Raw genomic sequence first — 24,475 nt, 5'->3', positions numbered from 1 at the left:
GGCGGGTCGACTAAGCCTCCGGCCGCGCGCATCCTGGCATAAGAACAATTCCACGGGCGAATCCGGGTCGGCGTCGCACCGCGGTTTTCTACGTCTCGCGAGGCCCTGGCATGACCGGATTGTTGGCGGATTACCTGCCGCTCATCGTGTTCATCGGCGTGGCACTGTTCATCGCCACGGCGCTACTGGTCGTGCCGTTCCTCGTCGCCTTCAAGAGCCCCGATCCCGAGAAGCTCTCGGCCTACGAATGCGGCTTCAACGCCTTCGACGATGCCCGCATGAAGTTCGACGTGCGCTTCTACCTCGTGGCGATCCTGTTCATCATCTTCGATCTTGAGGTCGCGTTCCTGTTCCCCTGGGCCATCACCTTCGGTGATCTGGGCTGGTTCGGCTTCTGGTCGATGATCGTCTTCCTGGGCGTGCTGACCGTCGGTTTCGTCTACGAGTGGCGCAAGGGCGCCCTTGAGTGGGATTGAGTCCCGTCAGCCCCCGCCCGCACCGGATTCCGAGTCGCCGATGGCCCTGATCACCGACACGACCCAAAGCCTGTCCCGCGCGCCCGCAGTCGCGCCCCAGCCGAAGGGGATCATCGATCCGAACACCGGCCGGCCGATCGGCGCGGACGATCCGACCTTCCTGTCGATCAGCGACGAGCTGGCTGACCGCGGCTTCCTGCTCACCACCACGGATGAGCTGATCAACTGGGCCCGCACCGGCTCGCTGATGTGGATGACCTTCGGCCTCGCCTGCTGCGCGGTCGAGATGATGCAGATGTCGATGCCGCGCTACGATTGCGAGCGCTTCGGCTTCGCGCCCCGGGGCTCGCCCCGCCAGTCCGACGTGATGATCGTCGCCGGGACGCTCACCAACAAGATGGCCCCGGCGCTGCGCAAGGTCTACGACCAGATGCCGGAGCCGCGCTACGTCATCTCGATGGGCTCCTGCGCCAACGGCGGCGGCTACTACCACTACTCCTACTCAGTGGTGCGCGGCTGCGACCGGGTGGTGCCGGTGGACATCTACGTACCCGGCTGCCCGCCCACCGCCGAGGCACTGCTCTACGGCGTGCTGCTTCTCCAGAAGAAGATCCGCCGCACCGGCACGATCGAGCGCTGAGGGGCGGCCATGACGAACGGTATCTCGATCCTGTCGCACACCCAGCCCGCAAGCGGTGAGGCGGCCCTCATGGCGATGGCCGAGCGCGTCGTCGGCGCCCTCGGCCCGGCGGTGGTGTCGCATGCCATCGCGTTCGGCGAGCTGACGCTGGTGGTCCAGGCCTCCGACATCGTCTACGCGCTGACCTATCTGCGGGACGATCCGGCCTGCGCGTTCCGCAGCTTCATCGACATCTGCGGCGCGGATTACCCGCAGCGCGAGAAGCGCTTCGACGTGGTCTACCATCTGCTGTCGCTGCGCCACAACGCGCGCATCCGGCTGAAGGTGCAGACCGACGAGGTGACCCCCGTCCCCTCGGTGATCGAGGTGTTCCCGGCCGCCAACTGGTACGAGCGCGAGACCTACGACCTCTACGGCATCCTGTTCTCGGGCCATCCGGACCTGCGCCGCCTACTGACCGACTACGGCTTCGAGGGGCATCCCCTGCGCAAGGATTTTCCGCTGACGGGCTTCGTCGAGGTCCGCTACGACCAGGACCAGGCGCGGGTCGTCTACGAGCCCGTCCAGCTCACCCAAGAATTCCGCAACTTCGACTTCCTGTCTCCGTGGGAGGGCACCGACTACGTGCTCCCCGGCGACGAGAAGAAGACGGCTTGAAAGTGAGTAGCGAGTAGCGAGTAGCGAATAGAAGGCGATCGTGGATCGGTCTGCGATCATCTCCTATCGAGATTTGAAAGTTTGGCAGGACGCCATGGCACTGGCTGAGGCATGTTATCGGGAGACGCGGTGTTTTCCGCGTGAGGAGATGTTCGGTCTGACCGGGCAGATCCGACGCGCCGCAACGTCCGTCGCCGCCAACATCGCCGAAGGTCACGGGCGAGAGACCGGGGGTGCGTTCGTTGGGTTCCTGCGCATCGCGCAGGGCTCCCTCAAGGAGCTTGAGACCCACATCATTCTGTCGGAGCGCGTCGGTTTCCTGGCGGCAACCCCGGCGGACTCGCTTCTCGGGCGATGCGAGGAGATCGGAAAAATGCTGCGTGGATTGATCCGCGCAGTCCAGAAAAACACTCGGGTCGATAGGGGTTGATGATGACGCCACTTCCCTACTCGCTACTCGCTACTCCCTATTCGCTCTCCGGCGGAGCCGCCCGATGACAGAGCACAACATCCGCAACTTCGCGATCAATTTCGGCCCGCAGCACCCGGCGGCGCACGGGGTGCTGCGCCTCGTGCTGGAACTCGACGGCGAGGTGGTCGAGCGGGTCGATCCGCATATCGGGCTGCTGCACCGCGGCACCGAGAAGCTGATCGAGCACAAGACCTACCTGCAGGCGACGCCCTATTTCGACCGGCTCGACTACGTGTCGCCGATGAACCAGGAGCACGCCTTCTGCCTGGCGATCGAGAAGCTGGCCGGGATCGAGGTGCCGCGGCGCGCGCAGCTGATCCGGGTGCTGTTCTGCGAGATCGGCCGGCTGCTGTCGCACCTGCTCAACGTCACCACGCAGGCGATGGATGTCGGCGCCCTCACGCCCCCGCTCTGGGGCTTCGAGGAACGCGAGAAGCTGATGATCTTCTACGAGCGGGCGAGCGGCGCCCGGCTCCACGCCAATTATTTCCGGCCCGGCGGCGTCCACCAGGACCTGCCGCCGAAGCTGGTCGACGACATCGAGGCGTTCTGCGACCCGTTCCTGCAGGTCGTCCAGGATCTCGACGACCTCGTGATGGCCAACCGCATCTTCAAGCAGCGCAACGTCGACATCGGCATCGTGTCGGTGGACGAGTGCATGGAGTGGGGCTTCTCCGGCGTGATGCTGCGCGGTTCGGGCATCCCGTGGGACCTGCGCAAGGCGCAGCCCTACGAGTGCTACGAGGAGATGGACTTCGACATCCCGGTGGGCCGGAACGGCGATACCTACGATCGTCAGGTGATCCGCATGGAGGAGATGCGGGAATCGGCCAAGATCATGAAGCAGTGCTGCGCCAAGCTGCGCGAGCCGGCCGGGCAGGGCCCGATCGCGGCGCTCGACGGCAAGTTCGCGCCGCCGCCGCGCCGGGAGATGAAGCGCTCGATGGAGGCGCTCATCCACCACTTCAAGCTGTACACCGAGGGCTTCCATGTCCCCGAGGGCGAGGTCTACGCCGCCGTGGAGGCGCCCAAGGGCGAGTTCGGCGTGTATCTCGTGTCGGACGGGACCAACAAGCCGTACCGCTGCAAGATCCGCGCGCCGGGCTTCGCGCATCTGCAGGCGATGGACTGGATGTGCCGCGGGCACCTTCTCGCCGACGTCTCGTGCGTGCTCGGCACGCTCGACATCGTGTTCGGCGAAGTGGATCGGTAAGTTAGAGCGATGGCCAACCGCAGACTCGCCCCCGCCTCCGAGCAGCCCCAAAAGTTCGCGTTCTCGCCCGAGAACGCCGAGTGGGCGAAGACCCAGATCGCCAAGTACCCGGAGGGCCGGCAGGCCTCCGCGGTGATCTCGCTCCTGTGGAAGGCGCAGGAGCAGAACGGCGGCTGGCTGCCGCGGGCGGCCATCGAGGCGGTGGCGGCCGAACTCGGCATGCCCAATATCCGCGTGCTGGAGGTGGCGACCTTCTACACGATGTTCGCCCTGGAGCCGGTCGGGCGGTACTGGATCCAGGTCTGCGGCACGGTGCCGTGCGATTCCTGCGGCGCGCGGGGCCTCAAGGAGATGCTCCAGGCGCGGCTCGGACCGCCGGGCCACGTTTCGGCCGACGGCCATTTCTCCTGGCTTGAGGTCGAGTGCCTCGGCGCCTGCTGCAACGCCCCGATGGTGCAGATCAACCAGGATTATTACGAGGACCTGACCCCCGAATCGCTCGGGACGCTGATGGACGATCTGGCGGCCGGTCGGCCGGTCAAGGTCGGCTCACAGACCGGGCGCGTCTCCTCCGAGCCCCTGGGCGGCGCGGATACGCTCACGGACCCGACCCTGTTCGACGGATCGCGGATCGGCGCCTGGCGCAAGCGCTTCGAGGAGGCCGGCAAGGCCGAGGAGCCGGCCGGGGGGACCGGCGAGGCGGCCGCAGCTACGCAGCAGGCCGCCGAGAACCCGAAGCCAGCCCGGCCCGATGCCGGCCGTCCGGTCGAGCGCACGGTGTCCGACGCGCCGGCCCAGCGCGCGGCCGCGGGGGAGACGCCGGTCAAGCCCGAGGACCGCGCCGACGCCGCCGAGCGCGGCCGCTCCACCGCCAAGCACGGCGCCGCCCGCCCGGGCGACGCGGACGTGCTTGACTCGCCGGCCAAGCGCGTCGCCGAAGGCGAGCCGGCCGCGGGCGAGCAGGGCCATGAGGCCATGCCGGACCGTGACGTGGTCCCACAACAGCCCGAGGCGTCCGGCGCCAGCGAGGGCGAGGTCGCCGCGGAGGCCGAGGAGGCTCGCGTCGCCGGGGCGCTTGCGGCGCTGCCGAAGGATGCGAGCCCCGAACAGAAGGCCGACGCGGTCGGCCAGCGCCCGCCGGGCCTGGATGCGGCCCGCGCCGGACAACCCGACGACCTCACCCGGATCAGGGGGATCGGCCCGGGCAACAGCCAGCGCCTGAACGGGCTCGGCATCTACCATGTCGACCAGATCGCCGCCTGGTCCCGCGACGAAATCACCTGGGTCGGCACCTACCTCGCGTTCCCGGGTCGCATCGACCGCGAGGATTGGGTGGGGCAGGCCAAGGCACTGTCGGGCACCAGAGCGTGACCGCCATGGCCGAGGTGTCGAACGACCTAATCTACGAAGTACTGAAGGCAATGCAGATGCGCCTGGGCACTGTGGATGAGGGGCTACGGGACGTGCGTGGTGAGCTGAAAGGCATGCGCATCAGTCTGCAGGCGCAGCAGGTCCAGATGAACGCCGTTCAGGCCGATGTAGGCAACCTTTACGAGGCCTTCGGCGCCCTCGACTCACGGCTCGCCCGCATCGAACGCCGCCTCGACATCACCGACGCTCCGGTCAGCTGAAGGATTTCAGGACATGCTGTCGGATCAGGATCGCATCTTCACCAACCTCTACGGCCTGCAGTCGCCGGGCCTGGAAGCCGCCAAGCAGCGCGGCGCCTGGGACGGGACCAAGTTCCTCCTGGAGCAGGGCCGCGACTGGATCATCGAGGAGATGAAGGCGTCGGGCCTGCGCGGCCGCGGCGGCGCCGGCTTCCCCACCGGCCTCAAGTGGTCGTTCATGCCCAACAAGTCCGACGGGCGCCCGCACTACCTCGTGGTCAACGCCGACGAGTCAGAGCCGGGGACCTGCAAGGACCGGGAGATCATGCGGCACGATCCGCATCTCCTGATCGAGGGCTGCATGCTGGCCTGCTTCGCCATGGCGGCGCATGCCTGCTACATCTACATCCGCGGCGAGTACGTCGCCGAGAAGCACGCCCTCCAGAAGGCGGTGGACGAAGCCTATGCGGCTCGCCTCGTCGGCCAGTCGAACGTGCACGATTACCCGTTCGACATCTACGTCCACCACGGCGCCGGCGCCTATATCTGCGGCGAAGAGACGGCGCTGATCGAGAGCCTCGAGGGCAAGAAGGGGATGCCGCGGCTCAAGCCGCCGTTCCCGGCCAATATGGGTCTCTACGGCTGCCCCACGACGGTCAACAACGTCGAGTCGATCGCGGTGGCCGGCACGATCCTGCGCCGGGGCGGCGCGTGGTTCGCCGGGCTCGGCGGCAAGAACAACACCGGCACCAAGCTCTTCTGCGTCTCGGGGCACGTGAACACGCCGTGCAACGTCGAGGCGGAGCTGGGCATCACCTTCCGCGAGCTGATCGACCGCCATTGCGGCGGCATGCGCGGCGGCTGGGACAACCTGCTCTGCTCGATCCCGGGCGGCTCGTCGGTGCCGCTGGTGCCGGCCGACCAGATCATCGACGCGAAGATGGATTTCGACACCCTGCGCGGCCTGGGCTCCGGCCTCGGCACGGCGGCGGTGATCGTGCTCGACAAGTCCACCGACATCGTCGCGGCGATCACCCGAATCTCGTACTTCTACAAGCACGAATCGTGCGGCCAGTGCACGCCCTGCCGGGAGGGCACCGGCTGGATGTGGCGGGTGATGCAGCGCATGACCGAGGGCCGCGCGCAGAAGCGCGAGATCGACATGCTGTTCGAGGTCACCAAGCAGATCGAGGGTCACACGATCTGCGCGCTGGGCGACGCGGCGGCCTGGCCGATCCAGGGGCTGATCAAGCACTTCCGCCCCGAGATCGAGAAGCGGATCGATCGCTACACGGCCAACCCGCATTCCGACCCGATCCCGATGGCCGCGGAGTGAGGCCGTGACGAGCCAGCCTGACAACCTGATGCTCGTGGACCTGCGGCGGATCGACAGGGTCGAGCTTCGCATCGAGCGGACCGAGCGGCGCCTCGATCTCGCCGACGCCCCGCACTGAGATGGCACCGATGACAAAAATCCGCGTCGACGGCACCGAGGTCGAGGTTCCGGCCGAATACACCCTGCTCCAGGCCTGCGAGGCCGCCGGGGCCGAGATCCCGCGCTTCTGCTTCCACGAGCGGCTGTCGATCGCCGGCAATTGCCGGATGTGCCTCGTCGAGCTGAAGGGCGCGCCCAAGCCCGTGGCGAGCTGCGCCTACGCGGTGAAGGATTGCCGCCCCGGCCCGAACGGCGAGCCGCCGGAGGTGCTGACCCGCTCCGGCCTAACCAAGAAGGCCCGGGAAGGGGTGATGGAGTTCCTCCTCATCAATCACCCGCTCGACTGCCCAATCTGCGACCAGGGCGGCCATTGCGACCTGCAGGATCAGGCCATGGCCTACGGGGTCGATTCGACCCGCTACCAGGAGAACAAGCGCGCGGTCGAGGAGAAGCATATCGGCCCGCTGGTGCGGACCGCGATGAACCGCTGCATTCACTGCACCCGCTGCGTGCGCTTCCTCGCCGAGGTGGCGGGCGTGCCCGACCTCGGCGCCATCGGCCGCGGCGAGGATATGGAGATCACGAGCTACCTCGAGCAGTCGATGGCCTCGGAGCTCCAGGGCAACGTCGCCGACCTCTGCCCCGTGGGCGCCCTGGTGCATCGGCCGCAGAGCTACAACGTGCGGTCCTGGGAGCTGAACAAGACCGAATCGGTCGACGTGATGGACGCGGTTGGCTCGTCGATCCGCATCGACACCCGCGGCCGCGAGGTGATGCAGATCGAGCCGCGGGTCAGCGAGGAGATCAACGAGGAGTGGATCTCCGACAAGACCCGCTATCACATCGATGGGCTGCGGATGCAGCGCCTGGACCGGCCCTACCTGCGCGAGAACGGCCGCCTGCGCCCGGCCTCCTGGGGTGAGGCGTTCCAGGCCATCGCCGCCAAGGTGAAGGGGACGGATCCGAAGCGCATCGGTGCCGTGGTCGGTGACCTCGCCGGGGTCGAGGAGATGTTTGCGCTGCGCGAACTGATGCGCGCGCTGGGCACGCCCAACCTCGATTGCCGCCAGACAGAGACCGGGCTCGACCCGGCGCTCGGCCGCGCCTCCTATATCTTCAACCCGACCATCGCGGGGATCGAGGGCGCGGACGCAATCCTGATCGTCGGTGCCAACCCGCGCACAGAGGCCTCGCTGCTCAACGTGCGCATCCGCAAGCGCTGGCGCATGGCACCGCTGGCGGTGGGGGTCATCGGCGAGCCGGTCGATCTGACCTATCCGAGCCACTACATCGGCGCCGGCCCGGACTCCCTCGCGGCGCTCGCCCGCGGCGAGCACAGCTTCCTGGAGGTGCTCAAGGAGGCCAAGGCGCCGCTCGTCATCGTCGGCGCCAACGCCGAGCCCGGCATCCTGGCCGCGGCCGCATCGCTGGCCAAGGCGGTCGGCGCGGTCTCGGAGGGGTGGAACGGCTTCGGCGTGCTGCACACGGCAGCCGCCCGGGTCGGGGCCTTGGACCTCGGCTTCGTGCCGGGGGAGGGCGGCCTGGCCGTCTCGGGGATGCTGGAGCCGGGCGCCCTCGACGTGCTGTTCAACCTCGGGGCCGACGAGCGCACCGTGCCGCCGGGCGCCTTCATGATCTATCAGGGCACCCATGGCGACCGGGGCGCCTCCCGGGCCGACGTGATCCTGCCGGGCGCCGCCTACAGCGAGAAGTCGGCGACCTGGGTGAACACGGAGGGCCGGGTCCAGCTGGGCAACCGCGCCGCCTTCCCGCCGGGCGATGCCCGCGAGGATTGGGCGATCCTGCGCGCCCTCTCGGACGTGCTGGGCCAGCGCCTGCCCTTCGATTCGCTGACCGCGCTCCGCCGGGCGCTCTACGCCGCCCACCCGCATCTCGCGGCGGTCGGCGCAGTCGAGCCCGGCAATGTCGCGGAGGCCCTGGGCCGGCTCGCCGGCCTCGGCGGCACCGCGACCGGTCCGGCCTTCGCTTCGCCGGTCACCGACTTCTACCTCACCAACCCGATCGCCCGCGCCTCGCGGATCCTCGCAGAGTGCTCGCGGCTGGCCCGGGAGCGCGCCGCCGAGGCGCGACCCCTGGCGGCGGCCGAGTAGGAGCCAAGACCGATGACGTCGCTCGAAATCCTCGGGACCGTGCTCCTGATCGTGCTGAAGAGCTTCGTGCTCCTCGCCGCGCTCCTCGTCTTCATCGCCTACGCGCTGCTCGCCGACCGGAAGATCTGGGCGGCGGTGCAGCTCCGGCGCGGCCCCAACGTGGTCGGCCCCTTCGGCCTGTTCCAGTCCTTCGCCGACCTGCTCAAGTTCGTGCTGAAGGAGCCGGTCATCCCGGCGGGCGCCAACAAGGCGATCTACCTGCTGGCGCCGCTGGTCTTCGCGATGCTGGCCCTGTCGAGCTGGGCGGTGATCCCGCTGGCCGACGGCTGGGCGATCGCCGACATCAACGTCGGCATCACCTACATCTTCGCGATCTCCAGCCTCGGCGTCTACGGCGTCATCATGGGCGGCTGGGCCTCGAACTCGAAATACGCCTTCCTGGGCGCGCTGCGCTCGGCGGCCCAGATGATCTCCTACGAGGTCTCGCTCGGCTTCGTGATCATCTGCGTGCTGCTCTGCGCAGGCTCCCTGAACCTCTCGCGCATCGTGATGGCGCAGGACACCAGCCTCGGCCTGTTCGGCTGGTACTGGCTGTGGCTGTTCCCGATGTTCGTGGTGTTCTTCATCTCGGCGCTCGCCGAGACCAACCGCCCGCCCTTCGATCTGCCCGAGGCCGAGTCGGAGTTGGTGGCCGGCTACATGGTCGAATACTCGTCGACGCCCTATCTGCTGTTCATGCTCGGCGAGTACGTCGCCATCATGAGCATGTGCGCGCTCGGCACCGTGCTGTTCCTGGGCGGCTGGCTGTCGCCGATCCCGTTCGCGCCGTTCACCTGGGTGCCGGGCGTGATCTGGTTCATCCTGAAGGCCAGCTTCCTGTTCTTCCTGTTCGCGATGGTGAAATCCATCGTGCCGCGCTACCGCTACGATCAGCTCATGCGCCTCGGCTGGAAGGTCTTCCTGCCGATTTCGCTGGTCTCGGTCGTCGTCGTCGCCTTCGTGCTCAAGCTGACCGGCCTCGCGCCGGGCGCCTGAGCCCACCCGCCGAATCGGAGATCCGGGCCATGAAGCTCGATCAGGTCGCAAAGAGCCTGCTGCTGAAGGAATTCGTGTCGGGGATGATCCTCGGCATGCGCTACTTCTTCAAGCCGAAGGCCACGATCAACTACCCCTTCGAGATGGGGCACCGCGGTCCGCGCTTCCGGGGCGAGCATGTCCTGCGCCGCTATCCGAACGGCGAGGAGCGGTGCATCGCCTGCAAGCTCTGCGAGGCGATCTGCCCGGCCCAGGCCATCACCATCGAGGCCGGTCCGCGCCGCAACGACGGCACCCGCCGGACGACTCGGTACGACATCGACATGGTGAAGTGCATCTACTGCGGCATGTGCCAGGAGGCCTGCCCGGTGGACGCCATCGTGGAGGGGCCGAACTTCGAATTCTCGGTGGAGACCCGGGAGGAGCTTCTCTACGACAAGCAGAAGCTCCTGCTGAACGGCGACCGCTGGGAGCGCGAGATCGCCCGCAACATCGCGATGGACGCACCGTATCGCTAACGCATCATCTCGAAAGGCAGGCCCCGGCTTTCGGAAAAGATGATGTCGAATCAGGGATCTAGGGCCTCGCAGCGGTTCCGCTTTCCGGAGCGATGCTCTAGAGCCATGCCGGGGGCGCTGTTGTGCCCCCGCCGACCGGGTTCTATAGACGGGCCGCCCGCTGCGGCCCGTTTCCACGCACGGCAGAAGGGGCCGCTCCGGCGGCCGATCCCGACCAGCGCATGACCGCAGCAGCCGCCTTCTTCTACCTGTTCGCGAGCGTCACGGTCGCGTCGGGCTTCATGGTGATCGCCTCGCGCAATCCCGTCGCCTCGGTGCTGTTCCTGATTCTCGCCTTCGTGAACGCCGCCGGGCTGTTCGTCCTGATGGGCGCCGAGTTCCTCGCGATGATCCTGGTGGTCGTCTACGTGGGCGCGGTGGCGGTTCTGTTCCTGTTCGTGGTGATGATGCTCGACGTCGACTTCGCCGAGCTGCGCCAGGGCTTCCAGCAATACCTGCCGGTGGGCGCCCTGATCGGCGCGATCTTCCTGGTCGAGCTGCTGCTGGTGGTGGGCTCCTGGACCATCGATCCGGGCCTCGTCCAGGCGCCGCTCGGCAACGTCGCTTCGGCCGAGAACCTGACCAACGCTCAGGCGCTCGGCCGGGTGCTGTACACGGACTACGCCTATTTCTTCCAGCTCGCCGGTCTGATCCTGCTGGTTGCTATGATTGGCGCGATTGTGCTGACCCTGCGCGACCGGCCGGGCGTCAAGCGTCAGGACATCGCTGTCCAGAACGCCCGCACCCAGGCGATGGCGGTTGAGACCCGCAAGGTGCCCTCGCGCCAGGGCGTCGAGGTCTGATGAAAGCCGGGAGCTTCGAACGATGATCGGCCTGAGCCACTATCTCACCGTCGCGGCGATCCTGTTCACGCTCGGCGTGCTCGGCATCTTCATCAACCGCAAGAACATCATCGTCATCCTGATGTCGGTCGAGCTGATCCTGCTCTCGGTCAACATCAACCTCGTCGCCTTCTCGACGCAGCTGAACGACATCACCGGACAGGTCTTCGCCCTGTTCGTCCTGACGGTCGCGGCCGCCGAATCGGCGATCGGCCTCGCCATCCTGGTGGTGTTCTTCCGCAACCGCGGCTCCATCGCGGTCGAGGACGTGAGCATGATGAAGGGCTAGGGCCTCCCTCCCCGCGCGCCCCGATTCACATCCGGACGCCGCCGCCCAGCGGCCGGCCCGGAGGACGGACTGCAAGAGAGCGATGTATCACGCGATCGTCTTCTTCCCGCTGATCGGCTTCCTGATCGCCGGCCTGTTCGGCCGGTACATCGGGGCCCGGGCCTGCGAGTACATCACCACGGCGTTCCTGGCCTTCACGGCCCTGCTCGCCTGGGGCGTGTTCCTGGAGGGCGGCCATGCCGAGCGGGTGCAGGTCGCCGCTTGGTTCTCGGCCGGCGACCTTCAGGTCGACTGGGCCTTCAAGGTCGACACCCTGACCCGGGTCATGCTGGTGGTGGTGACCACCGTCTCGACCCTCGTGCACCTCTACTCCGTGGGCTACATGGAGGAGGATCCGCACCGGCCGCGGTTCTTCGCCTACCTGTCGCTGTTCACCTTCGCCATGCTGATGCTGGTGACGGCCGACAACCTCGTGCAGATGTTCTTCGGCTGGGAGGGCGTGGGCCTCGCCTCCTACCTGCTGATCGGCTTCTGGTACGAGAAGCCCTCGGCCAACGCCGCCGCCATGAAGGCGTTCATCGTCAACCGGGTCGGCGATTTCGGCTTCTCGCTCGGCATCTTCCTGGTCTTCGTGCTGACCGGCTCCGTGGCGTTCGACGCGATCTTCGGCAAGGTCGACGCGATCAAGACCCTGAGCTTCCACTTCATCGGCTACGACTGGAACGCCCTGACGCTGGCCTGCCTGCTGCTGTTCATGGGCGCCATGGGCAAGTCGGCGCAGTTCCTGCTGCACACGTGGTTGCCGGACGCCATGGAGGGCCCGACCCCGGTCTCGGCGCTGATCCACGCCGCCACCATGGTGACCGCGGGCGTATTCATGGTGGCGCGCCTGTCGCCGCTGTTCGAGGAGGCGCCGAACGCGCTCGTCGTCGTCACGGTGATCGGCGGCATCACGTCCTTCTTCGCGGCCACGATCGGCCTCGTGCAGAACGACATCAAGCGGGTGATCGCCTACTCGACCTGCTCGCAGCTCGGCTACATGTTCGTGGCGCTCGGCGTCGGCGCCTATTCGGCGGGCGTGTTCCACCTGTTCACCCACGCCTTCTTCAAGGCTTTGCTGTTCCTGGGCGCCGGCTCGGTTATCCACGCGATGCACCACGAGCAGGATATGCGGAACATGGGCGGCCTGCGCCGCTACATCCCCTACACCAGCGCCATGATGGCGATCGGGTCGCTGGCGCTGATCGGCTTCCCCTACACGGCCGGCTACTACTCGAAGGACGCGATCATCGAGGCGGCCTATGCCTCGACCCGGCCCGGGCACACGCTCGCCTTCCTGTGCGTGGTGGCGGCGGCGTTCTTCACCTCGTTCTACTCCTGGCGGCTGTTCTTCATGACCTTCGAGGGTCCGGCCCGCTGGGGTGCGCACGCCGCCCACGATCACCCCGACGCCCCCGCGGTGGCCCACTCGACCATAGCGCACGAGGCCGACGGCCCCCCCGGCCACACCGAGGGCGCGGCACACGACGACAAGGGCCACGATATCGAGCCGGCCCACAAGAGCGACGTGGTCGCCGACGACCATCACGGGCACGGCGATCATACGCCCCATGAGAGCCCGCTGGTGATGACGATCCCGCTGGCGATCCTCGCCTTCGGTGCGCTGTTCGCCGGGATCATCTTCCACGACCGGTTCATCGGCTCCGGCATGGACGCGTTCTGGGGCCACGCCCTGGCGCACGGCCCGAACAACCACATCATGCACGAGATCCACGAGGTCCCGGCGCTGGTCTCCTACTCACCGCTGATCATGCTGATCCTCGGCTTCGTCCTGGCGTTCTGGATGTATATCCGCCGGCCGGAACTGCCGGGCGCGCTCGCCGCGCAGCAGCCGTCGCTGTACCGGTTCCTGCTCAACAAATGGTACTTCGACGAGATCTACGATCGGATCTTCGTCCGCCCGGCCAAGGATTTCGGCCTGTTCCTGTGGAAGCAGGGCGACGGCCGGATCATCGACGGGCTGGGCCCCAACGGCATCGCGGCCCGTGTCGTGGACGTGACCCGCGGGGTGGTCCGCCTCCAGACCGGATACCTCTACCACTACGCCTTCGTCATGCTCATCGGCGTCGCCGGGCTGATCAGCTGGTATCTGATGGCCGGCCTTCCGAAGGGCGGGCACTGATGAGCGTTGCCATGATGAGCGCAGGTCGGCGCGCCGCCTTCCCCCTCGCCCCTTTGCGGGGGAGGGTACCCTGCGAAGCAGGGGGGGAGAGGGGAGCGACGGTGCAGGACCGGGCTTCGGCCTTCACGTTCGCTCTGGCTCCTTTGGAAGCCGGGCTCCCCTCTCCCGACCCTCGCTCACGCGAGGGCCACCCTCCCCCACAGAGGGGGGAGGGAGGTGCGGCGTCGGCCGGATCGAATCTCGGATACAGGATCGTTCACTGATGCTCGGCCTCGGCATCCTCTCCGGCCTGCTGATCGTGCCGCTCTGCGGCGCGGCCTTCATCCTGACGCTGAACGGCGACGAGGCTTCCGTCGCGCGCAACAGCCGCTGGGCCGCGCTCGCCACCACGATCGTCACCTTCGTGCTCTCGCTGGTGGCCTGGGGCCGCTACGACGCCGCCTCGGCGAGCTTCCAGCTGGTCGAGAGCCATCCGTGGCTCGCCGAGACGATCCGGTTCAAGCTCGGCGTCGACGGCTTCTCGATCCCGCTCGTCCTGCTGACCACCTTCCTGATGCCGTTCTGCATCGGCGCCTCGTGGCACTCGATCCACTTCCGGGTGAAGGAGTATTTCGTCGCCTTCCTCGTCCTCGAGACGACGATGATCGGCGTGTTCGAGTCGCTCGACCTGCTGCTGTTCTACCTGTTCTTCGAGGCCGGCCTGATCCCGATGTTCCTGATCATCGGCATCTGGGGCGGGCAGCGCCGGGTCTATGCCAGCTTCAAGTTCTTCCTCTACACCCTGCTCGGCTCGGTGCTGATGCTGCTCGCCGTGATGGCGATGTACTGGCAGGCCGGGACCACCGACATCCCGACCCTGCTGCAGTACCGCTTCCCGGTGCAGGTGCAGACCTGGCTGTGGCTCGCCTTCTTCGCCTCCTTCGCGGTGAAGATGCCGATGTGGCCGGTCCATACCTGGCTGCCCGACGCCCACGTGGAGGCGCCGACCGCCGGCTCGGTGATCCTGGCCGGCATCCTCCTGAAGATGGGCGGCTACGGCTTCATCCGGATCTCGCTGCCGATGCTGCCGGTGGCGAGCCACGACTTCGCGCCCCTGGTCTTCGCCCTCTCGGTGATCGCGATCATCTTCACGTCGCTCACCGCGATGATGCAGACCGACATCAAGAAGCTGATCGCCTACTCGTCGGTGGCCCATATGGGCTTCGTGACGCTGGGCCTGTTCACCCTGAACGAGCAGGGCATCCAGGGCGCGCTGTTCCTGATGATCTCGCACGGCATCGTCTCGGGGGCGCTCTTCCTCTGCGTCGGCGTCGTCTACGACCGGATGCACACCCGCGAGATCTCGGCCTATGGCGGCCTCGTCAAGCGGATGCCGCTCTACGCGGTGGCCATGATGGTGTTCACCATGGCCAATGTCGGCCTGCCCGGCACCTCCGGCTTCGTCGGCGAGTTCCTGTCGATGCTCGGCGCCTTCAAGGCGAACCCGAACGTCGCCTTCTTCTCGACCTTCGGCATCATCCTGTCGGCGGCCTACGCCCTGTGGCTCTACGCCCGGGTGATCTACGGCAAGCTGGAGAAGCCGAACCTCCAGGGCATCCTGGATCTGGATCTGCGCGAGAAGATCATCCTGGCGCCGCTGGTCGCGCTGACGATCTATTACGGCGTGCATCCGGCCCCGGTGCTCGACGTGTTCGCGCCCTCGACCGACGCGCTGATGGCCAGCATGAAGGCCGCCCTCTCGAACACCCAGACGGCCGCGGCCGCGCTGCCGATCCCGCGCTGAGGCGGACACCATGCCCACCGTCCACTCCGTCCTGCCCTCGCTGGCGCCGCTCCTGCCCGAGCTGATCCTCGGCATCGGCGTCCTGGTCCTGATCCTCTACGGCGCCTGGCGCGGCGAGCGCTCGGCCGAGACCGTGAGCGTCGGCGCCCTGGTGCTCCTGCTCGTCGCCCTCTCGGTGGTGATCTCCCAGCCGGTGCATGGCCGGGTCACGACCCTGTCGGGCGCCTTCGTGTCGGATTCCTTCTCCAAGGTGATGAAGTCGCTGGTGCTGCTCGGCTCGGCCTCGACGATCCTGCTGGCGCACGACTTCTTCAAGCGCGAGCGCATCGACCGGTTCGAATTCCCGGTGCTGATCGTGCTGTGCACCATCGGCATGATGGTGATGGTCTCGGCCAACGATCTGATCGCGCTCTACCTGGGCCTGGAGCTGCAATCGCTCGCCGCCTACGTGATCGCGGCCTTCCATCGGGACGACGCCAAGTCCACCGAGGCCGGCCTCAAATACTTCGTGCTCGGTGCGCTCTCCTCCGGGATGCTGCTCTACGGCGCCTCCCTGGTCTACGGCTTCACCGGCACCGTTTCCTTCCCCGGCATCGTCTCGGCGCTGAACGAGAATGCCGGTCTCGGCATCGTGCTGGGGATCGTGTTCCTGGCCGCCGGCGTCTGCTTCAAGATGTCGGCGGTTCCGTTCCACATGTGGACCCCCGACGTCTACGAGGGCTCGCCGACCCCAGTGACCGCCTTCTTCGCCACCGCGCCCAAGATGGCGGCGGTGTCGATGACGGTCCGGGTGTTCATCGGCGCCATGCCGGATGTGACGGCGATCTGGCAGCAGATCTTCATCTTCGTCTCGGTGGTGTCGATGGCGCTCGGCTCCTTCGCGGCCATCGGCCAGAGCTCGATCAAACGCCTGATGGCCTACTCGTCGATCGCCAATATCGGCTACGCCCTGATCGGACTGGCCTGCGGCTCGGAGGAGGGGATCAGCGGGCTCGTCACCTACATGATCATCTACCTCGCGATGACGCTCGGCACCTTCGCGATCATCCTGTCGCTCCGGCGCCGGGACGTGATGTTCGAGTCGATTGAGGATCTGTCCGGCCTGTCGCGCACCCATCCGTGGCTGGCCTTCTGCCTCGCCGCGATGATGTTCTCGCTCGCCGGCATCCCGCCCCTGGCCGGGTTCTTCGCGAAGTTCTACGTGTTCGCCGCCGCCATCAAGGCGGGGCTCGTCACCTTGGCGGTGATCGGCGTGGTCACCAGCGTGGTCGGCGCCTACTACTACCTGCGCATCGTGCGGATCATGTATTTCGACGAGCCGAAGGAGCCCTACGAGGCGATGGCCCCGGGCCTGCGCGTGGTCCTGGCGCTGTCGAGCGTCGTGGTGGTGCTGTTCTTCCTGCTCCCGGGACCGCTGGTGGGTGCCGCCGGCCGCGCCGCCCGGTCGCTGTTCTAGGATCGCCTTGCGCTATCGACTCGGGCCCGAGGCCCGCGCCCAGGGCCACCGCCTGCACGTCCACGATACCCTCGGCTCCACCAACACGGAGGCGATGGCTCAGGCGCGGGCCGGTGAGACCGGACCGCTCTGGGTGGTGACCCATCGCCAGGAGGCGGGCCGCGGCCGGCGGGGCAATGCCTGGGCGTCCCTGCCGGGCAACCTCGCGGCGAGCGTGCTCTGGCCGGTGGCCGGTGTGGCGCCGGACCACCTCGCCGAGCTCGGATTCGTGGCCGGCCTCGCCTTGATCGAGGCGCTGGAGGCGGCCTGCGGCACCCTGCCGGATACCGGATCGGAGCCCGGCACCCGATCTTTCCAACTCAAATGGCCGAACGACGTGCTACGCGGTCGGGCCAAGCTCGCCGGCCTGCTGCTGGAAGCCGAGACCTTGCCGGGGGGCCGGCGCGCCGCAGTGATCGGCTTCGGCGTCAACGTCGCGGCAGCGCCCGAGGGACTTGGCGCGACGAGCTTGGCCGCGATGGGTTACGCGGGCGGCGCCGAAGCGCTACTGGAACATCTCTCGGACCGGATGGCCGCGCAGGCGCGCGCCTGGGACCGGGGACGGAATTTCGCTGCCCTGCGCGCCGACTGGCTTGCGCGGGCCGCCGGTCTCGGATCGGAGATCGCGGTGCACAGCGGCGGGCGCATCCTGCGGGGCGTGTTCGAGACGATCGACGAGGGGGGGCGGCTCGTGATCCTCGCCCCCGATGGGAACCGGCATACCGTGACGGCGGGCGAGGTGCATTTCGGATCGGCCGCGACGGCGGCCTGAGTTTGGACGACGACAGATGGTGATGGGACAGGAGGAGCTGGTCTTCCTGCCGCTCGGCGGCGTGGGCGAGATCGGGATGAATGCGGCCCTCTACGGGTTCGGTCCGGAGAAGGGCCGGAAGTGGATCATGGTCGATTGCGGCATGGGCTTTGCCGGCGAGGAGAACATGCCGGGCATCGACCTGATGTTCCCCGACCTCTCCTTCATCGAGGAGCGGCGCAAGGACCTGCTCGGGATCTTCATCACCCACGCGCACGAGGACCATATCGGCGCGATCTCGGAACTGTGGTCGCGGCTCAAGGTGCCGGTCTACGCGACGCGCTTCGCCAAGAACCTGCTGGAGACCCGCCGCCTCTCCGAACCCGGTGCGCCGAAGGTTGACCTGCGGGAGGTCAAGCCCGGCCAGCGCATCACCATCGGGCCATTCGAGCTCGAATACGTCCCGGTGTCGCACTCGATCCCGGAATCGAATGCCATTGCGATCCGCACCGCCGCGGGCCTCGTGGTCCATACCGGCGACTGGAAGATCGACCCGACCCCGGTGGCCGGCGAGGTCACCTCGCCCGAGGCGTTCACGGCCCTCGGCGACGAGGGAATCCTGGCGCTGGTCTGCGATTCCACCAACGTCGTGCGCGAGGGCTTCTCACCGAGCGAGCGCGAGGTGGCCCAGACCCTCAAGACGCTGGTCGCGGACGCCCCCCACCGGGTGGCGGTGACCACCTTCGCGTCGAACGTCGCCCGCATCCGCGCGGTCGCCGAGGCCGCGGTGGCCTGCGGCCGCGAGATCGTCGCGGTCGGCCGGGCCATGGACCGGGTGATCGACGTCGCCCGCGAGTGCGGCTACCTCGACGGGCTGCCCGAGTTCCGCCGGGCGGATTCCTGGAAGAGCCTGCCCCGCGAACGGGTCGTGGCCCTGCTCACCGGCTCGCAGGGCGAGCCGCGGGCGGCGCTCGCCCGCGTGTCCCGGCGCGACCATCCGGATATCGGCCTGACCGCCGGCGACCGGGTGATTTTTTCCTCACGGGCGATTCCGGGTAACGAGCGCGATGTCGGGTCGATCATCAACGACCTGATCGAGCAGGGCGTCGAGGTGATCACCGACCGCACCGAGCTCGTCCACGTCTCCGGCCACCCGCGCCGGGACGAGATGGTCGAGATGTACAAGTGGACCCGCCCCGGCACCGCGATCCCGGTCCACGGCGAGGCGCTCCACCTCGACGAGCATGCCCGCTTCGCCCGGGCGCAGGGCGTCCAGAACGTGGTCAAGGCCCGCAACGGCAGCCTGATCCGGCTGAGCCCCGGCACGCCCGCGGTGATCGACCACGTGAAGGCCGGCCGCCTGTTCAAGGACGGCGACGTCCTGATCGACGAGAAGGACCGGGCGATCCCGGAGCGGCGCAAGCTCATGCAGGCCGGGCTCGTCTCGGTGGCCATCGCCATCGACGAGGACGGCGTGGTGCTCGGCGAGCCGGCGGTGGACATCATCGGCCTGCCCAACCGCGGCCGGTCCGGCGACCCGCTGATCGAGACCGTGGTCGACGCGGTCACCCGGACCCTGTCGGGGATGTCCCGGGGCAAGCTCAAGGACTCCGAGGGCGTCGAGAAGGGCGTCGACCGGGCGGTGCGCACCGCCGTCAACGAGGTCTGGGGCAAGAAGCCGGCCTGCCACGTGCAGGTCGTGGAGGTTTGAGACTGGCTGCCGATTTCAGGGCGCTCTAGTGTCCAGGACGTACCGGCTCATCCGACGCCGGCCGGATGCAACGCGCGTCCCCCCTCCCGCCCGGGAGAGGGGGCACGTGGCGTCCGCCAGCGGCGGCTGAGCCTCCAGCCGAACAAAATCGCTCTCGAAAAGAGGGCTTCTCTCGTGGGGAGGAACCAAACATGATCGGCCGTCTCAACCACGTCGCCATCGCGGTGCAGGATCTCGAGGCCGCCTGCGCGGTCTACCGCGACACGCTGGGCGCCACGGTCACGCCGCCGCTGCAGCAGCCCGAGCACGGTGTCGCCGTGGTGTTCGTCGAACTGCCGAACAGCAAGGTCGAACTGATGGCGCCCCTCGGGGAGGACTCGCCGATCGCGGCCTTCGTGGCCCGCAACCCGGGCGGCGGCGTTCACCACGTCTGCTACGAGGTCGACGACATCCTGGCGGCCCGCGATACGCTCAAGGCGCAGGGCGCCCGGGTGCTCGGCACCGGCGAGCCGCGGATCGGCGCCCATGGCAAGCCGGTCCTGTTCCTGCACCCGAAGGACTTTCTGGGCACCCTGGTCGAGCTGGAGCAGGTCTGAAGCCCATGATGACCACGCTGGCCCGCTCGACGCCGGTGACGCTCGTCGTCATCACGGTGCTGGTCGCGGCCTTCGTGGCGGCGGGGGTGGGCCTGTTCAAGCTGACCGTGGGCGGCGCCATCGCCCTCTACTTCGTGGTGTGGTGGACGCTGCTCTTCGCGATCCTGCCCCTGCGCAACCAGCCCGAACGCCGGGCGACCCACATCGTGCCGGGCCAGGATCCGGGCGCACCCGCGGCGCCGCGACTGCGCGAGAAGGCGATCTGGACGACGCTGGTCGCGGGGGCCGCCTTCCTCATCGCGCTGGCGGTGTTCCCGCTGACGGGGCTGTGACAGGCTCAGAGTAGCGTTCCGGAGGACGAGGTCACCGTCAGCGACTTGCCCGCCCGCGCCACGAGATGCGCGAAGGCCAGGGCCGCCGCGGAGGCCTGCGCGGCCGACGGGAAGGTCTGATCCGACTCGGCGATCGTCTCACGGGCCTCGTTGCGGAGGATCCAGTCCCAGCCCGTCGCGGCCTGGCGAATCTCGAAGTGCATGGCGGGCTCACCCAGGCTGCTGAGCCCATCCTGTGCGGCGCAACAGCCTGCCGGGTTAACGGCCTGCCCCACGCGAGCCGGAGCCGCGTCTTCTCCGCGCTTTCACCAGTCTTCACAGGGTCCCGGGACGCCGCGGCCGGCCCCGGAGAAGCGCCGCCGCGTCGCTGCGCCTGAAATAAAAAAAGCAAGGCCCGAGGCCTTGCTTTCAAGCTTCACTGGCTCGACCATTAAAGTCCTCCGCATTTCCTGCGGGGCGGTCGTTTTTCCTCCCGAGACTCGGACCTTGCGCCGCCTCTTCCGGGCATCGCAAACATCGCCGGACGCTTATAGGAACAACAATTCGTGTTGTCACCGGGTCCAAGCGAAAAATCTGCGCTTTCTTGCCGGCAAACGGGCAGATCGCCTCTGTTTCGGCCAGCGGACGGCTGAAAGGCGAGGGCGCCTCCGGTTCGCCGCGATTACGCCGCGCCGTGGTCGTGCAGTGCTTGTAATTTGCGTCTCCGGCGTGTTGTGTGCCGGCGCGCCGCGGCTCCTCCCGGCCGGATCCACCATCCAAGACCGGACGATATGCGTCTCTCCCGCTACTTCATGCCGACCTTGCGCGAGACGCCCAAGGAAGCCGAGATCGTCTCGCACCGGCTGATGCTGCGCGCCGGCTTGGTCCGCCAGGAGGCCGCCGGAATCTACGCGTGGCTGCCGCTCGGCCTGCGGGTGCTGGAGCGCGTCTGCGCGGTGATCCGCCGGGAGCAGGACCGCTCCGGCGCCATCGAGATCCTGATGCCGACGGTGCAGTCCGCCGAACTCTGGAAGGAATCCGGCCGCTACGACGCCTACGGCAAGGAGATGCTGCGCCTGAAGGACCGGCACGACCGCGAGATGCTCTACGGCCCCACCGCCGAGGAGATGGTCACCGAGATTTTTCGGGCGAGCGTCCGGTCGTACAAGGATCTCCCGAAGAACCTCTATCAGATCTCGTGGAAGTTCCGCGACGAGGTGCGGCCGCGCTTCGGCACGATGCGCTCGCGCGAGTTCCTGATGAAGGACGCCTACTCGTTCGACTTCGACCAGGCCGGCGCGCGCCACGCCTATAACCGCATGTTCGTGGCTTACCTGCGCACCTTCGCGGGCCTCGGCCTCAAGGCGATCCCGATGCGTGCCGAGACCGGCCCGATCGGCGGCGACCTGTCCCATGAGTTCATCATCCTGGCCAAGACCGGCGAGAGCGAGGTCTTCTGCGACAAGGCCTATCTCGACTTCGCCATCCCGCCGGAAACGGTCGATTTCGACGACATTCCCGGCCTCCAGGGCATCGTGGATGCCTGGACCTCGCACTACGCCGCCACCGAGGACATGCACGAGCCGGCGGCCTTCGCGGAGGTCCCCGAGGAGAGCCGCCTCGCCGCACGCGGCATCGAGGTCGGGCACATCTTCTATTTCGGCACGAAATATTCCGAGCCGATGGGCGCCAAGGTCGCCGGGCCGGACGGGATCGAGCGGCCGGTCCATATGGGCTCCTACGGCATCGGCCCGAGCCGGCTGGTGGCGGCGATCATCGAATCCAGCCACGACGAGGCCGGGATCATCTGGCCGGATTCCGTGGCACCCTTCGACGTGGCTCTGATCAACCTCAAGGTCGGCGATGCCGCCACCGACGCCGCCTGCGCGCAGATCCAGTCGGATCTCGAGACCGCCGGCCTGACGGTGCTCTACGACGACCGCGATGAGCGCCCGGGCGCGAAATTCGCCACCGCCGACCTGATCGGCCTGCCCTGGCAGGTGATCGTCGGGCCGAAGGGGCTGGCCGAGGGCAAGGTCGAGCTGAAGCGGCGCGCCGGCGGCGAGCGCGAGAGCCTCGCGATCGTCGACCTGCTGACGCGAATCCGGCGCGTCTGAGGGCTCCGATGGCGGCATCCGCGGCGATCGACCGGGTGAGGGGCTTCGCGGCCTCGTTCCGCCAGCAGGGGACCGCGCCGTTCGCGCCGTTCGAGTGGATCCTCGCCGGCCGCTACCTGCGGGCGCGGCGCCGGGGCGGGGGCGTCTCGGTGGTGGCGTTCTTCTCGGTGCTGGGCATCGCCCTCGGCGTCGCCACGCTGATCATCGTCCTGTCGGTGATGAACGGTTTCCGGGCAGAGCTCCTGTCGAAGATCGTCGGCATCAACGGTCACCTGTTCGCCACGCCGATCGACCGGCCGTTCAACGACTGGACCGACCTGTCGGAGCGCCTGTCCAAGGTGGCTGGGGTGCGCGCCGCCGTGCCGCTTGTGGAGGGTCAGGCCTTCGCCTCGTCGCAATACGGCGGCTCGGGCGTGATCATCCGCGGCGTGCGCGCCGCCGACCTCGACGCCCTGGCGGCGGTCTCGTCCTCGATCCGCGGCGGCACCCTGGAGGGTTTTGACGACGGCACCGGCGTGCTGATCGGCCGGCGCCTCGCCGACACGCTGGGCCTGCAGGCCGGCGACACGATCACGCTGGTGACGCCCAAGGGCTCCTCGACCCCGTTCGGCACCGCGCCGCGGACCAAGAGCTACACCGTCAAGGCGGTGTTCGAGGTCGGCATGACCGAGTTCGACCAGACCTTCGTGTTCATGCCCCTCGCCGAGGCGCAGGCGTTCTTCAACAAGGACGGCGACGTCAGCATGATCGAGATCTACGTCGACGAGCCGGACCATGTCGGCGAGATGCGCGAGCCGCTGGAGATGGCGGCCGAGCGCCCGATCCTGCTCACCGACTGGCGCCAGCGCAACCGGACCTTCTTCGGGGCGCTGGAGGTCGAGCGCAACGTGATGTTTCTGATCCTCAGCCTGATCGTGGTGGTGGCGACGCTCAACATCGTCTCCGGCCTGATCCTGCTGGTGCGCGACAAGTCGAGCGACATCGCGATCCTGCGCACCATGGGGGCGACGCCCGGCACGATCATGCGGGTGTTCCTGATCAACGGTGCGCTAATCGGCGTCGTCGGGACGCTCGGCGGGCTGGCGCTGGGCGTCCTGATCACGCTGAACATCAAGCCGATCCAGCACGTGCTGTTTCCGGGCGCCTGGGACCCGACCGTCCGGTTCCTGGCGGAGATCCCGGCCCAGATGAACCCGAAGGAGATCACCGCCGTGGTGATCACCGCGCTGCTGCTGTCGCTCGCGGCGACGCTCTATCCCTCCTGGCGCGCCGCCCGGCTCGATCCGGTGCAGGCCCTCCGCTACGGCTGACGGGCCACCCGCGCATGACCGACTCGAGCCAGATCGCCGGCGACCAGCCGGTGCCGGCCCTGTTCTTTTCCCGCGTCGAGCGGCGCTACGCCCAAGCCGAGGGGGCGCTGGAAATCCTGCGCGGCGCCGACCTCGCGATCTGGCCGGGGGAGCTGGTGGCGCTGGTGGCGCCCTCGGGCGCCGGCAAGTCGACGCTGCTCCACCTCGCCGGGCTCCTGGAGCGGCCGGACGGGGGGGAGGTCTATATCGGCGGCCAGCCCACCGCCGCGATGGCGGATTCCGAGCGCACCCGCCTGCGGCGCGAGGAGATGGGCTTCGTCTACCAGTTCCACCACCTCCTGCCGGAGTTCTCGGCGCTGGAGAACGTGGTGATGCCCCAGCTCATCCGCGGCCTGAAGGCCCCGGAGGCGAAGAGCCGGGCCACCGAGCTCCTGAGCTTCCTCGGCCTCAAGGAGCGGCTGCCGCACCGCCCGGCGGAGCTGTCGGGGGGCGAGCAGCAGCGCGTCGCCATCGCCCGGGCGGTGGCCAACGGGCCGCGGCTGCTGCTGGCCGACGAGCCAACCGGCAACCTCGACCCGGGCACGGCCGGCCACGTCTTCTCGGTGCTGATGGCGCTGGTGCGGGCCTCGGGTCTCGCGGCCCTGGTGGCGACCCACAATCTGGACCTCGCCGCCCGCATGGACCGCCGGGTGACGATCCGCGACGGGCTGATCACGCCGCTCGACTGAGGATGGGCACACGCACCGGGGGGCCCGGAGGGCGCCGGACCTGCGCCCGACACGCCAGAGCGCCCGCGCGTTTTAATCCGTCGTGCCACGTGCGGCCCGTCACGCCGCGAAGTTTATCTTCCAACTATATTGCAGTTGTTGAGGACGAGCAGTG

Annotated in this window: 24 protein-coding genes; 23 read left to right on the top strand and 1 reads right to left on the bottom strand. The window is 68.0% G+C overall.

The window, feature by feature from the left end; genetic code table 11:
• The first annotated feature begins 110 nt into the window (after window positions 1–110).
• The 20 genes from AC3IF1_RS20600 (at window position 111) to AC3IF1_RS20505 (ending at window position 20,187) form a co-directional block, all read left to right on the top strand.
• Complete coding sequence (locus AC3IF1_RS20600; protein WP_007560754.1) at window positions 111–476, top strand: NADH-quinone oxidoreductase subunit A; 366 nt, start codon at window positions 111–113, stop codon at window positions 474–476.
• A gap of 40 nt (window positions 477–516) precedes the next feature.
• The gene (locus AC3IF1_RS20595) at window positions 517–1,116 is read left to right on the top strand and encodes a NuoB/complex I 20 kDa subunit family protein (RefSeq protein ID WP_489219113.1); all 600 of its coding nucleotides are present in this window, start codon (window positions 517–519) and stop codon (window positions 1,114–1,116) included.
• A gap of 9 nt (window positions 1,117–1,125) precedes the next feature.
• Window positions 1,126–1,773: an NADH-quinone oxidoreductase subunit C gene (locus AC3IF1_RS20590; protein ID WP_489219112.1), complete on the top strand. Its 648-nt coding sequence runs from the start codon at window positions 1,126–1,128 to the stop codon at window positions 1,771–1,773.
• A 40-nt stretch (window positions 1,774–1,813) separates the two neighbouring features.
• The gene (locus AC3IF1_RS20585) at window positions 1,814–2,203 is read left to right on the top strand and encodes a four helix bundle protein (RefSeq protein ID WP_489219110.1); all 390 of its coding nucleotides are present in this window, start codon (window positions 1,814–1,816) and stop codon (window positions 2,201–2,203) included.
• Window positions 2,204–2,267: 64 nt separating this feature from the next.
• On the top strand, window positions 2,268–3,458 hold the full coding sequence (locus AC3IF1_RS20580) for an NADH-quinone oxidoreductase subunit D (RefSeq protein ID WP_243965101.1): 1,191 nt from the start codon (window positions 2,268–2,270) through the stop codon (window positions 3,456–3,458).
• Window positions 3,459–3,467: 9 nt separating this feature from the next.
• Window positions 3,468–4,829 (top strand): NADH-quinone oxidoreductase subunit NuoE, encoded by a 1,362-nt coding sequence (nuoE, locus tag AC3IF1_RS20575; protein WP_489219109.1) that lies wholly within the window; start codon window positions 3,468–3,470, stop codon window positions 4,827–4,829.
• Window positions 4,830–4,834: 5 nt separating this feature from the next.
• Complete coding sequence (locus AC3IF1_RS20570; RefSeq protein ID WP_489219108.1) at window positions 4,835–5,089, top strand: hypothetical protein; 255 nt, start codon at window positions 4,835–4,837, stop codon at window positions 5,087–5,089.
• 13 nt (window positions 5,090–5,102) lie between these two features.
• Entirely contained in the window at window positions 5,103–6,404 is a 1,302-nt protein-coding gene (gene nuoF, locus AC3IF1_RS20565) for an NADH-quinone oxidoreductase subunit NuoF (protein ID WP_489219107.1), read from the top strand.
• Between the two features lie 128 nt (window positions 6,405–6,532).
• Window positions 6,533–8,614 (top strand): NADH-quinone oxidoreductase subunit NuoG, encoded by a 2,082-nt coding sequence (nuoG, locus tag AC3IF1_RS20560; protein WP_489219106.1) that lies wholly within the window; start codon window positions 6,533–6,535, stop codon window positions 8,612–8,614.
• A gap of 12 nt (window positions 8,615–8,626) precedes the next feature.
• A complete protein-coding gene (nuoH, locus tag AC3IF1_RS20555) occupies window positions 8,627–9,649 on the top strand; it encodes an NADH-quinone oxidoreductase subunit NuoH (RefSeq protein WP_244019119.1) in 1,023 nt (340 codons plus the stop codon).
• A gap of 29 nt (window positions 9,650–9,678) precedes the next feature.
• On the top strand, window positions 9,679–10,167 hold the full coding sequence (gene nuoI / locus AC3IF1_RS20550; protein ID WP_489219105.1) for an NADH-quinone oxidoreductase subunit NuoI: 489 nt from the start codon (window positions 9,679–9,681) through the stop codon (window positions 10,165–10,167).
• A 221-nt stretch (window positions 10,168–10,388) separates the two neighbouring features.
• Window positions 10,389–11,009, top strand: coding sequence for an NADH-quinone oxidoreductase subunit J (locus AC3IF1_RS20545; protein WP_243965090.1), 621 nt, complete (start codon window positions 10,389–10,391; stop codon window positions 11,007–11,009).
• A 22-nt stretch (window positions 11,010–11,031) separates the two neighbouring features.
• The gene (gene nuoK / locus AC3IF1_RS20540) at window positions 11,032–11,337 is read left to right on the top strand and encodes an NADH-quinone oxidoreductase subunit NuoK (protein ID WP_010686008.1); all 306 of its coding nucleotides are present in this window, start codon (window positions 11,032–11,034) and stop codon (window positions 11,335–11,337) included.
• Between the two features lie 82 nt (window positions 11,338–11,419).
• The gene (nuoL, locus tag AC3IF1_RS20535) at window positions 11,420–13,519 is read left to right on the top strand and encodes an NADH-quinone oxidoreductase subunit L (RefSeq protein WP_489219104.1); all 2,100 of its coding nucleotides are present in this window, start codon (window positions 11,420–11,422) and stop codon (window positions 13,517–13,519) included.
• A gap of 262 nt (window positions 13,520–13,781) precedes the next feature.
• Entirely contained in the window at window positions 13,782–15,302 is a 1,521-nt protein-coding gene (locus tag AC3IF1_RS20530) for an NADH-quinone oxidoreductase subunit M (RefSeq protein ID WP_243967718.1), read from the top strand.
• Between the two features lie 10 nt (window positions 15,303–15,312).
• Window positions 15,313–16,758 carry an NADH-quinone oxidoreductase subunit NuoN gene (gene nuoN / locus AC3IF1_RS20525; protein WP_243967719.1) on the top strand — a complete coding sequence of 482 codons (1,446 nt, stop codon included), beginning with the start codon at window positions 15,313–15,315 and terminating at the stop codon, window positions 16,756–16,758.
• A gap of 7 nt (window positions 16,759–16,765) precedes the next feature.
• Entirely contained in the window at window positions 16,766–17,569 is an 804-nt protein-coding gene (locus tag AC3IF1_RS20520) for a biotin--[acetyl-CoA-carboxylase] ligase (RefSeq protein ID WP_243967720.1), read from the top strand.
• A 16-nt stretch (window positions 17,570–17,585) separates the two neighbouring features.
• Complete coding sequence (locus AC3IF1_RS20515) at window positions 17,586–19,259, top strand: ribonuclease J (RefSeq protein WP_489219102.1); 1,674 nt, start codon at window positions 17,586–17,588, stop codon at window positions 19,257–19,259.
• Between the two features lie 191 nt (window positions 19,260–19,450).
• The gene (gene mce / locus AC3IF1_RS20510) at window positions 19,451–19,855 is read left to right on the top strand and encodes a methylmalonyl-CoA epimerase (RefSeq protein WP_489219101.1); all 405 of its coding nucleotides are present in this window, start codon (window positions 19,451–19,453) and stop codon (window positions 19,853–19,855) included.
• A gap of 5 nt (window positions 19,856–19,860) precedes the next feature.
• Window positions 19,861–20,187, top strand: coding sequence for a DUF1467 family protein (locus tag AC3IF1_RS20505; RefSeq protein ID WP_243967723.1), 327 nt, complete (start codon window positions 19,861–19,863; stop codon window positions 20,185–20,187).
• Between the two features lie 5 nt (window positions 20,188–20,192).
• Here the strand turns inward: AC3IF1_RS20505 and AC3IF1_RS20500 are convergent, their stop codons facing one another.
• Window positions 20,193–20,390 carry a hypothetical protein gene (locus AC3IF1_RS20500; protein WP_489219100.1) on the bottom strand — a complete coding sequence of 66 codons (198 nt, stop codon included), beginning with the start codon at window positions 20,388–20,390 and terminating at the stop codon, window positions 20,193–20,195.
• A gap of 567 nt (window positions 20,391–20,957) precedes the next feature.
• Between AC3IF1_RS20500 and proS the strand changes: the two genes are divergently transcribed.
• From proS to AC3IF1_RS20485, 3 genes are read left to right on the top strand one after another with little or no spacing between them, the layout of a single operon-like run.
• Window positions 20,958–22,283: a proline--tRNA ligase gene (gene proS / locus AC3IF1_RS20495; RefSeq protein ID WP_489219099.1), complete on the top strand. Its 1,326-nt coding sequence runs from the start codon at window positions 20,958–20,960 to the stop codon at window positions 22,281–22,283.
• A gap of 8 nt (window positions 22,284–22,291) precedes the next feature.
• Window positions 22,292–23,593 carry a lipoprotein-releasing ABC transporter permease subunit gene (locus AC3IF1_RS20490; protein WP_243967728.1) on the top strand — a complete coding sequence of 434 codons (1,302 nt, stop codon included), beginning with the start codon at window positions 22,292–22,294 and terminating at the stop codon, window positions 23,591–23,593.
• Between the two features lie 14 nt (window positions 23,594–23,607).
• Window positions 23,608–24,321, top strand: coding sequence for an ABC transporter ATP-binding protein (locus AC3IF1_RS20485; protein WP_243967729.1), 714 nt, complete (start codon window positions 23,608–23,610; stop codon window positions 24,319–24,321).
• The last annotated feature ends 154 nt before the right edge of the window (window positions 24,322–24,475 follow it).

Source organism: Methylobacterium sp. E-012 (assembly GCF_057836545.1).
The sequence above is the reverse complement of the archived record's forward strand: the minus strand, read 5'-3'. Positions and strand labels throughout refer to the sequence as shown.

What these genes read in the sequence shown, in the direction of transcription:
- AC3IF1_RS20570 (WP_489219108.1), top strand. Translation starts at nt 4,835, where the DNA reads ATGGCCGAGGTGTCGAACGACCTAATCTACGAAGTACTGAAGGCAATG.
- nuoE (WP_489219109.1), top strand. Translation starts at nt 3,468, where the DNA reads ATGGCCAACCGCAGACTCGCCCCCGCCTCCGAGCAGCCCCAAAAGTTC.
- nuoI (WP_489219105.1), top strand. Translation starts at nt 9,679, where the DNA reads ATGAAGCTCGATCAGGTCGCAAAGAGCCTGCTGCTGAAGGAATTCGTG.
- proS (WP_489219099.1), top strand. Translation starts at nt 20,958, where the DNA reads ATGCGTCTCTCCCGCTACTTCATGCCGACCTTGCGCGAGACGCCCAAG.
- nuoG (WP_489219106.1), top strand. Translation starts at nt 6,533, where the DNA reads ATGACAAAAATCCGCGTCGACGGCACCGAGGTCGAGGTTCCGGCCGAA.
- AC3IF1_RS20580 (WP_243965101.1), top strand. Translation starts at nt 2,268, where the DNA reads ATGACAGAGCACAACATCCGCAACTTCGCGATCAATTTCGGCCCGCAG.
- nuoN (WP_243967719.1), top strand. Translation starts at nt 15,313, where the DNA reads ATGCCCACCGTCCACTCCGTCCTGCCCTCGCTGGCGCCGCTCCTGCCC.
- nuoF (WP_489219107.1), top strand. Translation starts at nt 5,103, where the DNA reads ATGCTGTCGGATCAGGATCGCATCTTCACCAACCTCTACGGCCTGCAG.
- AC3IF1_RS20500 (WP_489219100.1), bottom strand. Translation starts at nt 20,390, where the DNA reads ATGCACTTCGAGATTCGCCAGGCCGCGACGGGCTGGGACTGGATCCTC.
- nuoH (WP_244019119.1), top strand. Translation starts at nt 8,627, where the DNA reads ATGACGTCGCTCGAAATCCTCGGGACCGTGCTCCTGATCGTGCTGAAG.
- AC3IF1_RS20545 (WP_243965090.1), top strand. Translation starts at nt 10,389, where the DNA reads ATGACCGCAGCAGCCGCCTTCTTCTACCTGTTCGCGAGCGTCACGGTC.
- AC3IF1_RS20490 (WP_243967728.1), top strand. Translation starts at nt 22,292, where the DNA reads ATGGCGGCATCCGCGGCGATCGACCGGGTGAGGGGCTTCGCGGCCTCG.
- AC3IF1_RS20530 (WP_243967718.1), top strand. Translation starts at nt 13,782, where the DNA reads ATGCTCGGCCTCGGCATCCTCTCCGGCCTGCTGATCGTGCCGCTCTGC.
- nuoK (WP_010686008.1), top strand. Translation starts at nt 11,032, where the DNA reads ATGATCGGCCTGAGCCACTATCTCACCGTCGCGGCGATCCTGTTCACG.
- AC3IF1_RS20505 (WP_243967723.1), top strand. Translation starts at nt 19,861, where the DNA reads ATGATGACCACGCTGGCCCGCTCGACGCCGGTGACGCTCGTCGTCATC.
- mce (WP_489219101.1), top strand. Translation starts at nt 19,451, where the DNA reads ATGATCGGCCGTCTCAACCACGTCGCCATCGCGGTGCAGGATCTCGAG.
- AC3IF1_RS20595 (WP_489219113.1), top strand. Translation starts at nt 517, where the DNA reads ATGGCCCTGATCACCGACACGACCCAAAGCCTGTCCCGCGCGCCCGCA.
- AC3IF1_RS20515 (WP_489219102.1), top strand. Translation starts at nt 17,586, where the DNA reads ATGGTGATGGGACAGGAGGAGCTGGTCTTCCTGCCGCTCGGCGGCGTG.
- AC3IF1_RS20485 (WP_243967729.1), top strand. Translation starts at nt 23,608, where the DNA reads ATGACCGACTCGAGCCAGATCGCCGGCGACCAGCCGGTGCCGGCCCTG.
- AC3IF1_RS20590 (WP_489219112.1), top strand. Translation starts at nt 1,126, where the DNA reads ATGACGAACGGTATCTCGATCCTGTCGCACACCCAGCCCGCAAGCGGT.
- AC3IF1_RS20600 (WP_007560754.1), top strand. Translation starts at nt 111, where the DNA reads ATGACCGGATTGTTGGCGGATTACCTGCCGCTCATCGTGTTCATCGGC.
- nuoL (WP_489219104.1), top strand. Translation starts at nt 11,420, where the DNA reads ATGTATCACGCGATCGTCTTCTTCCCGCTGATCGGCTTCCTGATCGCC.